We start from the raw sequence: 15,168 nt of genomic DNA, 5'->3' as shown, positions 1-15,168 counted from the left end.
AATCCTTCTTTCCGGTTTTTACTGGAGGTTTCAACTTTGAATGAAAAAGAATATCGAGTTCTCGTAATCAACCCAGGATCAACCTCAACAAAAATCGGTGTTTTCGATAATGAACGATCAATATTTGAAAAAACAATACGTCATGATAGCGATACTATCAATTCGTATGCAACAATCTTTGATCAATACGAATTTCGGAAATCAACTATTTTAGAGACGTTAGACGAGGAAGGTATTAACATTTCTAAATTAAGTGCTGTATGTGGTCGTGGTGGCTTATTACGCCCTATCGAAGGTGGCACATATGCGGTAAATGATGCTATGCTAGAAGATTTAAAAGTTGGCTACTCAGGCCAACATGCTTCCAATCTTGGTGGTATTTTAGCTTATGAAATTGCAACAGGACTAAATATCCCTTCTTTTATTGTGGATCCGGTCGTTGTTGACGAATTATCGGATATCGCTAGAATTTCGGGCTTTTCTCTAATTGAACGTAAGAGTATTTTTCATGCATTAAATCAAAAAGCTGTTGCTCGCCGTGTTGCCAAAAATTTAGGGAAGAAATATGAAGAATTAAATTTAATTGTGACACATATGGGTGGCGGTATTACAGTAGGTGTTCATGAAAATGGTCGAGTAGTTGATGTGAACAACGGACTACACGGAGATGGACCTTTTAGCCCGGAGCGTGCAGGAACAGTTCCAGTTGGTGACCTTGTTTCTTTATGTTTCTCTGGTGAATATTATCGTGAAGAAATAATGAAAAAGCTCGTCGGACAAGGTGGCCTTGTCGGTTACTTAGGCACTAATGATGCTGTTCAAGTAGAAAAAATGATAGATCAAGGCGATGAAGATGCAGCTCTAGTTTACGATGCCATGGCATATCAAGTTGCCAAAGAAATCGGTTCTGCTAGCGCAGTACTGTCCGGGAAAGTCGATGCAATCATATTAACTGGTGGCTTAGCATACGGAAAAGGTTTCGTAAAACTAATTTCAGATCGAATTAGTTGGATTGCAGATGTCATTGTACATCCTGGTGAAAATGAGTTACAAGCTTTAACAGAAGGTGCTTTACGTGTACTTCGTGGTGAGGAAAAGGCAAAAGTTTACCCGGGCAATAATGTAAACAGCAAAGTAACTAACTAGAAAGGAGAAATATATATGGCTCAAGAATACGATTTAGTCATTCTAGGAGGAGGAACTGGTGGTTACGTAGCTGCTATACGTGCTTCTCAATTAGGGTTAAAAACAGCAGTAGTTGAAAAAGGAAAGCTAGGGGGAACTTGTTTACATGCAGGTTGTATTCCTAGTAAAGCATTGTTAAGAAGTGCTGAAGTGTTTTCTCAAACGAAAAAAAGTGAGGAATTCGGCGTTATTTCTGGAGAAGTAAAATTAGACTTTTTAAAAGTACAAGAACGCAAACAAAAAATTATAAACCAACTTCATGGTGGAGTTCAACACTTAATGAAACAAGGGAAGATTGATGTGTTTCACGGAACTGGGCGCATTTTAGGACCATCGATTTTTTCTCCGATGCCTGGAACAATATCTGTTGAGTTTGAAAATGGTGACGAAAACGAAATGTTAATCCCCAAAAATGTAATCGTCGCAACAGGTTCGAGACCACGCACATTACCTGGATTGGATATTGATGGCGACCTCGTGATGACTTCAGATGAAGCGCTTCAAATGGAGAGTTTACCTAGCTCCATCATTATTGTTGGTGGAGGAGTAATCGGCATTGAATGGGCATCTATGCTTTCTGACTTTGGTGTAGAAGTTACCGTTTTAGAATATGCAGATAGAATTTTACCGACAGAAGATAAAGGGATTTCTAAAGAAGCACAACGACTAATGAAAAAGCGCGGAATTAAGCTAGTAACAGGTGCAAAAGTTTTACCTGAAACGATGGAAAAATCTTCGGGAGTTACTATTAAAGCAGAGCATAAAGGGGAACAAAAAACGTTTTCCGCTGATAAAATGCTTGTATCAGTTGGACGTCAAGCTAACGTAGAAGGTATTGGTCTTGAAAATACTGATATACAAGTAGAAAAAGGCTTTATTAAAACAAATGATTACTATCAAACAAAAGAATCTCATATTTATGCAATTGGTGACGTAATCGGCGGTCTTCAATTAGCGCATGTTGCTTCTCACGAAGGAATTGTTGCAGTTGAACATCTTGCTAATGAAAACCCTTCTCCAATTGACTATTCGTTAATTTCTAAATGTGTATACAGCAGTCCAGAAGTTGCAAGTGTCGGTTACACTGAGGAAGAAGCAAAAGAAAAAGGCTATAACATTAAAACAGGTAAGTTTAGCTTCCGAGCAATTGGTAAGGCTTTAGTATATGGAGAGTCTGACGGATTTGTAAAAATTATTGCTAATAGTGATACAGATGATATTTTAGGTGTTCATATGATAGGACCGCATGTAACAGATATGATATCTGAAGCTGGTTTAGCACGTGTATTAGATGCAACACCTTGGGAAGTTGCCCACACTATTCATCCACATCCTTCATTATCAGAAGCAATTGGGGAAGCTGCACTAGCAGTTGATGGTAAAGCAATTCATTCATAAGAATAATAGAAGGGGTATCAAACCCTTCCCTACATATTAAGGAGGTAATAAATAATGGCTGAAAATCGTCATAAAGCATTAGGTTTAACGGATGAAAACGTAATGGAAATGTATGAAACGATGCTACTTGCTCGCCGAATTGATGAGCGTATGTGGTTATTAAATCGTGCAGGTAAAATACCTTTCGTCATCTCTTGTCAAGGTCAAGAAGCAGCACAAGTAGGAGCAGCTTTTGCTTTAGACCGTGAAAAAGACTACGTTCTTCCATATTATCGCGACATGGGGGTTGTTTTAACATTTGGAATGACAGCAACGGAATTAATGCTTTCAGGATTCGCAAAAGCAGAAGATCCGAACTCTGGTGGACGTCAAATGCCAGGTCATTTCGGTCAAAAGAAAAATCGTATCGTAACAGGTTCATCACCAGTTACAACACAAGTGCCTCATGCAGTTGGTGTTGCACTTGGTGGACGTCTTGAAGGAAAAGATTTAGTAACATTTGTGACATTCGGTGAAGGTTCCTCTAACCAAGGAGATTTCCATGAGGGTGCTAACTATGCAGCAGTTCATAAGTTGCCAGTTATTTTTATGTGTGAAAACAACAAATATGCAATCTCCGTACCGTATGAAAAGCAAGTAGCATGTGAAAAGATCTCTGATCGTGCAATCGGCTATGGAATGCCAGGTGTAACTGTAGACGGTAATGATCCATTAGAAGTTTATAAAGTAGTAAAAGAAGCAGCAGACCGCGGTCGTCGTGGTGAAGGTCCTACATTAGTAGAAACTATTTCTTATCGTTTAACACCTCACTCTAGTGATGATGATGATCGTGCATACCGTGAGCGTGGCGAAGTAGAAGAAGCGAAAACGAAAGATCCAATTATTCTTTTTGCAAATTACTTAAAAGAAGTTGGCGTGTTAACAGAAGAGAAAGAGAAAGCACTTAACGATAAGATTGCGCAAGTCGTTAATGAAGCTACAGAATACGCAGAAAATGCTCCATATGCAGAGCCTGAGTATGCATTAAAGCACGTATATGCTGAGTAAGGAGGAAAAATCATGGCAGTTATTTCTTATATAGATGCGGTCACAATGGCCATTCGTGAAGAAATGGAACGCGATTCAAAAGTATTCGTACTTGGGGAAGATGTAGGTCTAAAAGGTGGAGTTTTCAAAGCAACTCAAGGGTTATATGATCAGTTTGGTGAAGACCGTGTGATTGATACACCACTTGCAGAATCTGCAATCGCAGGTGTAGCTATTGGTGCAGCAATGTATGGTATGCGTCCAATTGCTGAAATGCAATTCGCTGACTTTATTATGCCAGCAGTAAACCAAATAATATCAGAGGCGGCTCGTATCCGTTACCGTTCTAACAATGATTGGAGTTGTCCGCTAGTAGTTCGTGCTCCTTACGGTGGAGGAGTTCACGGTGCGCTTTACCATTCACAATCAGTAGAAGCAGTTTTTGCTAATCAACCAGGATTAAAGATTGTAATGCCATCTACTCCTTATGACGCAAAAGGTTTATTAAAAGCAGCTATCCGTGATGAAGACCCAGTTCTTTTCTTCGAACATAAACGTGCGTATCGTTTAATTAAAGGTGAAGTGCCTACAGATGATTACGTATTACCAATCGGTAAAGCAGACGTTAAACGTGAAGGGGAAGACATTACTGTTATTACGTACGGACTATGTGTTCATTTTGCTCTACAAGCAGCAGAACGCTTAGCGCAAGACGGAATTTCCGCACACATCCTTGATTTACGTACAGTTTACCCGTTAGATAAAGAAGCTATCGTAGAAGCAGCTTCTAAAACTGGTAAAGTGTTATTACTAACAGAAGATAATAAAGAAGGAAGCATTATGAGTGAAGTATCAGCAATTATAGCTGAAAATTGCTTATTCGATCTCGATGCACCGATTATGCGTCTTGCAGGTCCGGATGTCCCGGCAATGCCTTATGCTCCAACTATGGAAAAATACTTTATGGTTAACCCAGACAAAGTAGAAAAAGCTATGCGCGAGCTAGCGGAATTTTAATAATAGAATTATATGATGGAGGTGGTCTTCTATTTGAGGAGACCCCTTCTAAATGAACGAGGAGGTATTCACCTTGGCTATTGAAAAAATAACGATGCCGCAACTTGGAGAAAGTGTTACAGAAGGAACCATTAGCCGCTGGCTTGTTAAAGTCGGTGATACAGTAAATAAATACGACCCTCTTGCAGAGGTTATGACTGATAAAGTAAACGCAGAAATTCCATCATCTTTCTCTGGAAAAATTACAGAGCTTGTAGCAGAAGATGGCGATACTTTAGCAGTTGGTGAAATTATTTGTTATATAGAAACAGAAGGTGGAGCTGCTGGCGGAGGGGGAACTTCTAAACAAGAAGCCCCAGCAAATGCGGCTTCAACAAATGAAGAAGCTACGGCACCTACAACTAATGATGAGGATCAGCCGAACAAACGTCGTTATTCACCAGCTGTTTTACGTCTAGCTCAAGAAAATAACATTGATTTAGAGCAAGTAAGTGGTACTGGAGCAGGCGGCCGTATTACTAGAAAAGACATATTAAAAGTGATTGAGTCTGGCAACATTCCAACTGCAGACAGTAAACCAGCTACATCTGTTACAGAAGAAAAACCTGCAGCAGTAAGTAGCCAACCAGCTGCATCAGTTTCTGCACCAGCCACAGCTCAAGCACCAAAAGCGGCCGCACCAGTTAATGTGCCAGTAGAAGCAGGGGATATCGAAATCCCGGTTACAGGTGTTCGTAAAGCAATCGCTGCAAACATGCTTCGCAGTAAACACGAAGCTCCACATGCATGGACGATGATTGAAGTGGATGCGACTAATTTAGTAGACTACCGCAACTCTGTGAAAAACGAATTTAAGCAAAAAGAAGGCTTCAACCTTACATTCTTTGCTTTCTTCGTAAAAGCAGTTGCCCAAGCATTAAAAGAATACCCGCAAATTAACTCTATGTGGGCTGGTGACAAAATCGTTCAAAAGAAAGATATTAATATTTCTATCGCTGTTGCAACGGACGACGCACTATATGTGCCAGTTATTCGTAACGCTGATGAGAAAACAATTAAAGGAATTGCTCGTGAAATTACAGAACTTGCTGCGAAGGTACGCTCTGGAAAGTTAACATCTGCTGAAATGCAAGGTGGAACATTCACTGTGAACAACACTGGTTCATTCGGTTCTGTTCAATCAATGGGTATCATCAACTACCCACAAGCAGCAATCCTTCAAGTAGAGTCAATTGTAAAACGTCCAGTTGTAATGGACAATGGGATGATCGCAGTTCGTGACATGGTAAACCTATGTATGTCTCTAGACCACCGCGTTTTAGACGGCTTAGTTTGCGGCCGCTTCTTAGCTCGTGTGAAAGAAATTATCGAAAAAATGTCTCGTGAGAATACATCGATTTATTAATTTATATAGAACCCTCGGCTTTTTGCCGGGGGTTGTTTATTTTATGTTCAATTGGTGTACTTTTTAAAGCACAAAAATAACCATACAAAATTAAAGATTGCCAGTTATATTACATAAAAAGACTTAGAGAATTAACATCTCTAAGCCTTAATTTATTATAACTCCTGCTCAAGTGGTTCAACACGGCCCCCAAGTGATGCAACGCCGCTCAAAAGTCAGCAACGAAAACCACGTGGTGCAACGAAACGAAAAACTGGTGCAATCTTGCCAAGTTTTGGTGCAACACCGCCGCAAACTGGTGCAACCATCGGTCAAAAGTCAGCAACCTCCCAAAAAATTCAACAAAATACTATATCTTTAAGAAGGAATTTTCGTAAAGATATAGAAATTATATTTTTGATTAAATTTGAAGGAGGAATATCATGCCGATAATTAAGCCACGTAAAAAACCAATTTTAATTCGTAAATATGAAGCGTTATTAGCTAGAATTCACGGACGCCATCCGAAGCGAAACTTTATTGAAAGTGATTATAGAAAATATAACGCTGGCTATTTAGGGGAGCTCGCAACAGACTATCAACTGGGATTTATTGATGAAAAAAAGTTCTACATTTTACAAGATTTAAAACTTACGATCAATAATCATAAAGTCCAAATGGATACGTTATTACTTACAAAAAAATGTATTATTCTTATTGAAACAAAAAACCTAAATGGTCATTTAATATTTGAAGAAAATAAAATGACAAGAAATTTAAATGATAAAATTGAAGGATTCGTAAACCCACTATGGCAAGTACAAAGACAGGAATATAGAATGAAACAATGGTTTCAACAAAATTATTTAAGGCTCCTACAAATCTACTCATTAATAGTCATTTCAAACCCCAATACGTTTTTTGATACTTCTAAGCTCCCATCCCATCTCTCGGATAAAGTAATAGGAATTGATGCACTCCCTTGGAAAATTGAGAGTATAGAAAAGAATATAAAGAACACTTTATTAAATGAAGCAGATGTCAGGTCGTATTCAAAAAAACTGCTTCTTGCCCATACTCCAGATGACACTAATCTACTTGAAAAATATGACTTACTTCCAGATGAAGTTCAAAAGTATAAATGTCAAGGTTAAAATGTACATTTTTGCTCACTTTAGAATGTACACTTTTGTTACTTTTACACTTTTTCTTTCCCCCAACCTTGTTAGATTGGGGGAAGCTGTTGTTAAAAAGTATTCATCCTTAATCGAGCTTCTAACTCATTATTTTGCTTCCTTAGAACGATTATTTCACTCTTAAGTTCATTTATTTCTTCTAATAATCTTTCAATCTTTGTTTGATCATCTATTCCTTTTTCATATACTGAGCCTTTCCATCTACACCATTCATTAAAATCGTAAAGGTCTTCTTCACAGAAGGCTTCTTTTGAAACCTTTCTACTTGGATCACTATTCAACCATTCCTGAACCCATTTGTCATCATCGTCACATTTTACTCCGTACGACCGAAAGAATTTTATCGCCTCTAATACCATTTCACTCATATTATTTATCTCCTTGTACTTTGTTTTCCCTGTTAAAATGATCTTTTAACCGATATGAGTCGCCGATAATATTAACCACTGTGGCGTGATGAAGAACACGGTCTAAAATGGCATTGGCTATTTTAGGGTCTTGAAATATTTCACCCCATGTTTTGAAGCTGGCATTTGTTGTCAAAATAGTGCTCTTCTGTTCATATCTCATATCGATTAACTGGAAAAATAACTTGGCATCTTCTGCGTCAATTGGAAGGTAGCCAATTTCATCAATAATCAGTAGCTTGTATTTCGCATAATGTTTCAGCCTGGTTTCTAAACGATTTTCAAGTTTCGCCTTTTTTAGATTTAGAATTAAATCATTACATTTAATAAAATAGGTGCTCGTTCTTTTCTTGGCAGCTGCGATTCCAATCGCTGTTGCTAAATGAGTTTTCCCTACTCCACTTGTTCCCAAAAAAACGATATTTTCTTTCTGTTCAATAAACCGTAAGGTAGTAAAGTCTAAGATTTGTTGTTTATTAATCGATGGTTGAAAGTCAAAATCAAAGTCTTTTATTTCCTTAAAATGCGGAAATGCACCGACTTTTACCATTGACCTCACCATGTTTACTTCCTTCATGTCAATTTCATAGTCCGTCAGTTTGATCATAGTGTCTGTAAACGACAATTCATTCTTGGTCATAAAATCAATGGTTTCATCGAGATGCAGGACCATTTGTTTTAACTTTAAATACTCTAAATTTTTTACAAGTTTGTTATAGCTGCTATTCATTTTTATACACCTCATTAATTGCCTCTAAGTTTTTCATTGCCAGTTCTTCTATATTCGTAGAGGACGGTAGTCCTCTTGCTAATGTATCAGCGTAATGCTCCGGCTTGTAATTAATTTTTGACTGGCGAATAGGGTGTTGGACAATTAAATCCGTGTTATAATAAACAAAGATATGGTTGTCATATACTTGTAAACGAACCGTTTTTCCGATGTATCCAGGTGGGACTGAATACTGATTGGATTTGTAAGTAACCATATTAGACGGATTTACTTTTACAGGTGTATGATCAATTCTATAGGAATCTCTTATTCGTTCATGTGGTAATGGGGATAGGAGATTTCTTTCTTTATTTATTGCTAGTATTGGGATTTTTCCTGTTCCTTGATGATAGCTATTGTTAATACGATCACATAACTTTTGGACAAATTGATAAAGCTCTTCATAATCAAACTTTCCTTGATATGCGTGAATTTCATCAAGTAGTTTCATTGGTGATTCTACTTTTCCTTTTGTCCTCGGTCTCCCAGCGATACAGGGCTTTACTTCAAATCCCATATCCTTAGAAAATTGAAAAAATTTCTCGTTTACTTTTCCTTTTTGATATTCTGTTCGAGGTTCGTCCATAATCGTTTTCATGTTGTCTGTCAGAATGGTTTTCGGCACTCCTCCAAATGCCTCAAAACTTTCCGTAAGGAATGACAATAATATACTTTGAGACTTAGAGATTGATAGGTTGTATGTACGAAACCTTGAATAGGAAAGTAATAATACATATACATTCACATATAGGATTTCCCCGTCTTTTGTAATATAGCGAATATTTTCTTTCCAATCTAATTGCGCTTGTTCTGCTGGTGGTGTTTCAAAACGGACCACTTCACTAACTGTACTCTTACGCTTCTCTGATTTAAAATAACTTTGGAATTCCGATTTACTGGATATGTATTTTCTAAAAGTTGATTGTCCACAATCTAAGCCATGATTATCTTTCAAGTATTGCCATAGAACTCTCTTGTAATAAAATTTTTGAATGGATCCTTCTGACAGAAGCAACTTTATGACCTCATAGTATTCATCCACTTTTGATGTTCTTTTACGAGTGCTTTTCGGCTTATATCCCTTTAGATATTTGTCAATCGTCCTCCGATCTACACCCATATCCCGGGCCAATTTACTCTTATTGATTTTCATCTTTAAGCTCTCCATTAATAATTTTAATTTTGGTAAGTCTGCTAAACTCTTAATTTCAATATCTGTATTAACACTGATTTGCATATGCATAATATTCTTTCACCTCTAGAATATTATCCATTAACTTATCAAAGCTGTACATTTTTAAATAATCATTTTTGTACATTCTTAAGTTAGCATTTATACAAAAGGGAGTACGTTGTCCAAAGTGTAATAGGTTACCGTTACCTAAGGTGAAGAATACTTGGGCTTGCCCTAATAATTGTGATAACGAAAAAAAGTCATTCATATATACTTCTTTAAAAGATTACGCATTATTGTTTGAAAATAAGTTAACGAATCAGAAATGTAGAGAGTTTTTACTAATCCCCTCAAGAAACACGATGATCCGCATCCTCCACCATTTACCTAAAACCGGACAAGGTAAAACTACCCAATATTACTTACCGATGAATGATTAAAACGAGAAAAAGTTGTTACTATTCTACAACTATATTAAAATTGAAGTATGAAAGCGTTAACTATCTGTATTTACGAGGGGGATGGCAATGGATCAGCTTCACAATATGAAGGAAATTAAATTTCCAAATGGAACATATAAAGACTGGGAAGAAAAAGTGGCAGCTACGTTAAAAGGTAAAACAGTCGAGTCGCTTTTCAGTAGTACGTATGAAGGAATTAAGAGAAAACCTTTGTATACAGAACAGGATATAAAAGGAGCTTCTAATTATTTTCCAAAAGGTGCCAGCAATGACTGGTTCGTTAGTCAAAAATTACCATCTGGACTTTCGTTATCGCAATTAAACGATATTTTACAAACTGAATTCAAGGTTGGACTTGAAGCAGTGCATTTCGAAACGAAAGAAGTACATATTGGTGCACTTGAAGACTTGCATACTTTATTACACTCCATTAACCTCACTGAAACACCGTTACATGTTTATACAGGAGTAAATGTAGAGGATTTCTTTAATCTATTGAAAGAATATTTACATACACAGCAAGTAAATTTACAAACTATAACCGGATACATTGGGATGGATCCAATCGGTGAGTTTGCACAAACAGGTGAGTTGCAATTATCGGAAGCTACGTATAGTAGTGTAGCAAATACTATAAAGGAAGTCCCTAATGTAAGAACAATTTGGGTTCGTTCAGAACCTTACCATGAAGCAGGTGCAAATGCTGTTCAAGAATTGGCAGCAACGATGGCTACAGCAGTGGAATACTTAACACAATTAATTGAGCGAGGGCTCAGTATAGACGAAGCGGCAAATACGTTTGTTTTTTCATACAACGTTGGAAGTGACTTGTTTATGGAGTTAGCCAAAGTTCGCGCTGCAAAAGTAATGTGGGCTACAATCATTCAACAATTTGGTGGTTCAACACAAGCTCAACAAATGACTATTCACGCGACGACATCATCGATCAATAAATCTATACTAGATGAACATGTGAATATGCTTCGTACGACAACCGAAGCGTTCTCCGCGGTAGTAGCAGGAGTGAATAGTTTAAATATTGGAAGTTACTCTAGTAAAGAAAATACTTTTTCTAGAAGAATTGCACGTAACACACATTATGTGCTGAAAGATGAATCATTTTTAAATAAAGTAATTGATCCTGCGGCTGGTTCCTATTATATAGAAACTTTAACAGAGGAGCTTGCCCAAAATGCATGGGGTTACTTTCAAAAGATAGAAAAGCAGGGTGGCATTATATCTGCTTTAACATCAAATACTTTACAGCAAGATATTCAACAAGTGGCCATAAAAAGAGTAAATGATATTAAAAATAGAAAGAAAAAAATGGTCGGTGTTAACATGTATCCGAACTTAAAAGATACCTTAGTACCGAGTGAAACAAAAGGTAATTTACGAAAACTTCGTATTGCAGAAGCGTTTGAAAATTTGAGGCTTCAAGCAAGCGAGTTTAAACAAAACACTAGTCAAGAGCCAACAATTACGTTATTAAATATTGGAAAATTAAAAGAACATAAGCAACGGACTGATTTTGCCGCTAGCTTTTTCCAAGTTGGAGGACTTCAAGTACAACAAAGTGCTAGCCTGGAAACTGTGGAATCTATAAAAGAGTGGGTTTCTACGGAATGGAATAGAAAAGCAATTTGCATTTGTGGAACAGATATAGCTTATGAAGAAAATTTACAACATATTGTTCAATTTCTAAAAGAAGTGAGTGAAGACAGTTTTGTTGTCGTAGCTGGAAAGACAAAGGTAGACGGGGTAGATGAAACGATTCATTTACATTCTAATTGTTACGACCAACTTATGACGATCCAAACTGTGTTAGGGGTGAATAAAGGTGAGGCCTGATTTTTCAAAAGTAAAATTGAATATACAACCATCATCAATGGACCAAGAAGTTAGCTATGAAGATATCTTTTTCGAAACGAACGAGCAAATAAAAATTAAATCTCAGTACACTGAGGCTGACATTGATAATAAAGAACATTTACATACATTTCCCGGTGTAGCTCCGTATGTTCGTGGACCTTATCCAACGATGTATGTTAACCGTCCATGGACGATACGCCAATATGCAGGCTTTTCGACTGCGGAAGAAAGTAACGCGTTTTATCGTCGAAATTTAGAAGCAGGTCAAAAGGGATTGTCAGTTGCATTCGACCTAGCAACACATAGAGGCTATGATTCAGATCATCCACGTGTTGTTGGAGATGTGGGGAAAGCTGGGGTAGCTATAGATTCTATTTTAGATATGAAAATATTGTTTGATGGCATTCCATTGGATCAAATGTCTGTTTCAATGACGATGAACGGTGCCGTATTACCGATTATGGCGTTTTATATAGTGACTGCTGAAGAACAAGGTGTTTCAAAAGAACAATTAGCTGGTACTATCCAAAACGATATTTTAAAAGAATATATGGTTCGTAATACGTACATTTATCCACCAGATATGTCGATGCGTATTATTGGAGATATATTTGCTTACACGTCTCAACATATGCCAAAGTTTAATAGTATTAGTATTTCCGGTTACCACATGCAAGAAGCGGGTGCACCGGCAGATATCGAGCTTGCCTATACACTTGCTGACGGACTGGAATATGTGCGTACAGGTGTGAAATCAGGTATTCATATTGACGCGTTTGCTCCACGATTATCTTTCTTTTGGGCAATCGGAATGAATTTTTTCATGGAAGTTGCAAAAATGAGGGCGGCACGTTTCCTTTGGGCGAAAATGATGAAAACTTTTAACCCGAAAAATGAAAAGTCACTCGCATTAAGAACGCACTCGCAAACTTCTGGTTGGAGTTTAACAGAGCAAGATCCGTTTAATAACGTAACGAGAACTTGTATGGAAGCTTTAGCGGCTGCGAACGGCCATACACAATCACTTCACACGAATGCGTTAGATGAAGCAATTGCATTACCGACTGATTTTTCCGCACGTATTGCAAGAAATACGCAGCTTTATCTTCAGGATGAAACTGAAATTACAAAGGTTATCGATCCGTGGGCGGGTTCGCACTATGTGGAGACATTAACGAGTGAATTAATTGAAAAAGCTTGGGCGCATATTGAAGAAATTGAACAGCTTGGTGGTATGGCAAAGGCAATTGAAACAGGATTACCGAAAATGAAAATTGAAGAAGCGGCGGCAAGACGTCAGGCAAAGATTGATTCTGGGAAGGAAGCAATAATTGGCGTAAATAAATTTCGATTAGAAAAAGAAGATACGAACATAGAGATTTTAGATATAAATAACGAGGAAGTTTTACAAAAGCAAGTCGAACGACTAAACCAACTACGATCCAATCGTGATGAACAAAAAGTGAAACAATCATTAGAAGCATTAACATTAAGTGCACAATCTGGTGAAGGAAATTTATTGGAACTTGCAATTGAAGCGGCGAGAGCTCGAGCGAGTTTAGGAGAAATTTCTGATGCAATTGAAAAAGTGTCAGGGAGACATCGAGCAGTTATTCGATCTGTTAGTGGTGTGTATGCTTCTGAATTTACGAATGAGGAAGAAATGAATCGTGTTCGTGAGAAAATAGAACAATTTTACGAGTTAGAAGGAAGAAGACCTCGTATTATGATTGCGAAGATGGGGCAAGATGGCCATGACCGTGGAGCAAAAGTTGTTGCTACTGGCTATAGTGATCTTGGTTTTGATGTAGATATTGGTCCACTTTTTCAAACTCCAGAGGAAACAGCATTGCAAGCAGTTGAAAACGACGTGCATGTTGTCGGAATAAGCTCACTAGCTGCTGGGCATAAAACGTTATTACCTAAGTTAGTAGAACAATTAAAAAAGCATGGTCGAGAAGATATTATCGTTATTATTGGTGGGGTTATCCCTTATAAAGATTATCCGTATCTTTATGAGCATGGTGCAAGTGCAATATTTGGACCGGGAACGGTAATACCGACTGCTGCTGAAATTATTATTGATAAAATATATGAGCGTCTCGGTTACGAGGAAGTTGATGTAGAAGATGAACAATAAGAAAAAATTAATTCGAACAAAAGAGGAGAACGTGGAGCAGCTTTATAAGCAGCTGCTTCATGGAAACCGAGCCGCCTTAGCAAAAGCTATTACGTTAGTAGAAAGTAATGCAGAACGGCATTTTACTCAAAGTCAACACATACTCCAAAACGTAATAGACCGGACTGGTAATTCTATTCGAATCGGAATTAGTGGTGTTCCAGGGGCAGGGAAAAGTACATTTATAGAAGCTTTTGGTCTATATTTATGTTCGATTGGAAAGAAAGTAGCAGTCCTCGCGGTTGATCCATCTAGCTCGAAAAGTGGTGGAAGTATATTAGGGGATAAGACGAGGATGGAAGAGCTTGCAAAACATCCGCAAGCTTTTATCCGACCTTCTCCTTCAGGCGGTACGTTAGGTGGAGTGAATAGAAAAACTCGAGAAAGTATTCTTTTATGTGAAGCAGCTGGCTATGACGTTATTCTTGTAGAAACGGTCGGTGTTGGGCAAAGTGAAGGAATTGTTCGAGATATGGTCGACTTTTTTTTATTACTTGTATTAACGGGTGCTGGTGATGAGCTTCAAGGAATGAAAAAAGGAATAATGGAGCTAATTGATTTAATATTAGTCAATAAAGCAGATGGAGAAAACTTACGTAATGCAAATCGGACTGCCCGAGAATATAATCAAATCTTACACTTTTTACAACCTGCAACACCAGGATGGCAAACGAAAGCGAAAACATGTTCAGCTATAAACGGTACAGGAATTATGGAAGCGTGGGAAGTAATTACTCAATTTGCGCAGAATACGAAAGACTCTGATCAATTTGAAAAAAGACGAAGTGAGCAAAAGCAACAATGGTTTTTTGCATCGTTAAAAGATGAGCTCGAACGAAGATTTTTTCAACATTCTACGATCAAAACACAACTTCCAATTGTAAAGAAAAAATTAGATCAAGAAAACATGCCTGTATCAACAGCAGTGAAAGAGTTGTTAGACCAATATGATAGAAGAGAAGAGTAAGCTGGAGTAATGGTGCTTTTTTTCTATTTTTCAAAATTGTGGCTATACCTCGAACACTTCAAAAAAAATAGGAAAGTGTACGAAACACTTTCCTTCATCTAGGGAGTATAGGGGTATGGATATCTAGATGTAT

General features: G+C 37.6%; 13 protein-coding genes. 9 read left to right on the top strand and 4 right to left on the bottom strand.

Translation table 11 applies throughout. The features are described 5' to 3' along the window. The first annotated feature begins 36 nt into the window (after positions 1–36). From buk to O1A01_RS17300, 6 genes are all read left to right on the top strand, one after another. A complete protein-coding gene (gene buk / locus O1A01_RS17325) occupies positions 37–1,146 on the top strand; it encodes a butyrate kinase (RefSeq protein WP_270064579.1) in 1,110 nt (369 codons plus the stop codon). Between the two features lie 15 nt (positions 1,147–1,161). Continuing rightward, a complete protein-coding gene (lpdA, locus tag O1A01_RS17320; RefSeq protein WP_270064578.1) occupies positions 1,162–2,583 on the top strand; it encodes a dihydrolipoyl dehydrogenase in 1,422 nt (473 codons plus the stop codon). Between the two features lie 54 nt (positions 2,584–2,637). Continuing rightward, the gene (locus O1A01_RS17315; RefSeq protein ID WP_066412990.1) at positions 2,638–3,630 is read left to right on the top strand and encodes a thiamine pyrophosphate-dependent dehydrogenase E1 component subunit alpha; all 993 of its coding nucleotides are present in this window, start codon (positions 2,638–2,640) and stop codon (positions 3,628–3,630) included. Positions 3,631–3,642: 12 nt separating this feature from the next. After that, entirely contained in the window at positions 3,643–4,626 is a 984-nt protein-coding gene (locus O1A01_RS17310; protein WP_066412992.1) for an alpha-ketoacid dehydrogenase subunit beta, read from the top strand. A 73-nt stretch (positions 4,627–4,699) separates the two neighbouring features. Then, on the top strand, positions 4,700–6,031 hold the full coding sequence (locus O1A01_RS17305; protein WP_270064577.1) for a dihydrolipoamide acetyltransferase family protein: 1,332 nt from the start codon (positions 4,700–4,702) through the stop codon (positions 6,029–6,031). A gap of 422 nt (positions 6,032–6,453) precedes the next feature. After that, the gene (locus O1A01_RS17300; protein WP_270064576.1) at positions 6,454–7,164 is read left to right on the top strand and encodes a nuclease-related domain-containing protein; all 711 of its coding nucleotides are present in this window, start codon (positions 6,454–6,456) and stop codon (positions 7,162–7,164) included. A gap of 92 nt (positions 7,165–7,256) precedes the next feature. Here the strand turns inward: O1A01_RS17300 and O1A01_RS17295 are convergent, their stop codons facing one another. The 4 genes from O1A01_RS17295 to O1A01_RS17280 are packed head-to-tail and all read right to left on the bottom strand — an operon-like array spanning position 7,257 to position 9,824. After that, positions 7,257–7,574: a hypothetical protein gene (locus tag O1A01_RS17295; protein ID WP_066417896.1), complete on the bottom strand. Its 318-nt coding sequence runs from the start codon at positions 7,572–7,574 to the stop codon at positions 7,257–7,259. Position 7,575: 1 nt separating this feature from the next. Next, positions 7,576–8,343, bottom strand: coding sequence for an IS21-like element helper ATPase IstB (gene istB / locus O1A01_RS17290; protein WP_066417888.1), 768 nt, complete (start codon positions 8,341–8,343; stop codon positions 7,576–7,578). After that, a complete protein-coding gene (istA, locus tag O1A01_RS17285) occupies positions 8,336–9,625 on the bottom strand; it encodes an IS21 family transposase (protein WP_270064575.1) in 1,290 nt (429 codons plus the stop codon). Before istA ends, istB begins: the two co-directional genes overlap by 8 nt. Beyond that, complete coding sequence (locus O1A01_RS17280) at positions 9,603–9,824, bottom strand: hypothetical protein (protein WP_270064574.1); 222 nt, start codon at positions 9,822–9,824, stop codon at positions 9,603–9,605. Before O1A01_RS17280 ends, istA begins: the two co-directional genes overlap by 23 nt. Positions 9,825–10,083: 259 nt before the next feature. Between O1A01_RS17280 and O1A01_RS17275 the strand changes: the two genes are divergently transcribed. Genes O1A01_RS17275 through meaB form a run of 3 tightly spaced genes read left to right on the top strand, consistent with a single transcriptional unit; the run spans position 10,084 to position 15,035 of the window. Beyond that, complete coding sequence (locus tag O1A01_RS17275; RefSeq protein ID WP_270064573.1) at positions 10,084–11,868, top strand: methylmalonyl-CoA mutase family protein; 1,785 nt, start codon at positions 10,084–10,086, stop codon at positions 11,866–11,868. A gap of 37 nt (positions 11,869–11,905) precedes the next feature. Continuing rightward, complete coding sequence (scpA, locus tag O1A01_RS17270; protein WP_235858069.1) at positions 11,906–14,029, top strand: methylmalonyl-CoA mutase; 2,124 nt, start codon at positions 11,906–11,908, stop codon at positions 14,027–14,029. Then, positions 14,019–15,035, top strand: a complete 1,017-nt coding sequence (gene meaB / locus O1A01_RS17265) for a methylmalonyl Co-A mutase-associated GTPase MeaB (RefSeq protein ID WP_066413005.1) — start codon at positions 14,019–14,021, stop codon at positions 15,033–15,035. The genes scpA and meaB overlap by 11 nt, the downstream gene beginning before the upstream one ends. Positions 15,036–15,168 lie beyond the last annotated feature (133 nt).

This window comes from Sutcliffiella sp. NC1 (assembly GCF_027594365.1).
GTDB classification, from domain to species: Bacteria; Bacillota; Bacilli; order Bacillales; family Bacillaceae_I; genus Sutcliffiella; species Sutcliffiella cohnii.
Note: the sequence above shows the minus strand (reverse complement) of the source record. Positions and strands in the feature narration are given on the sequence as shown.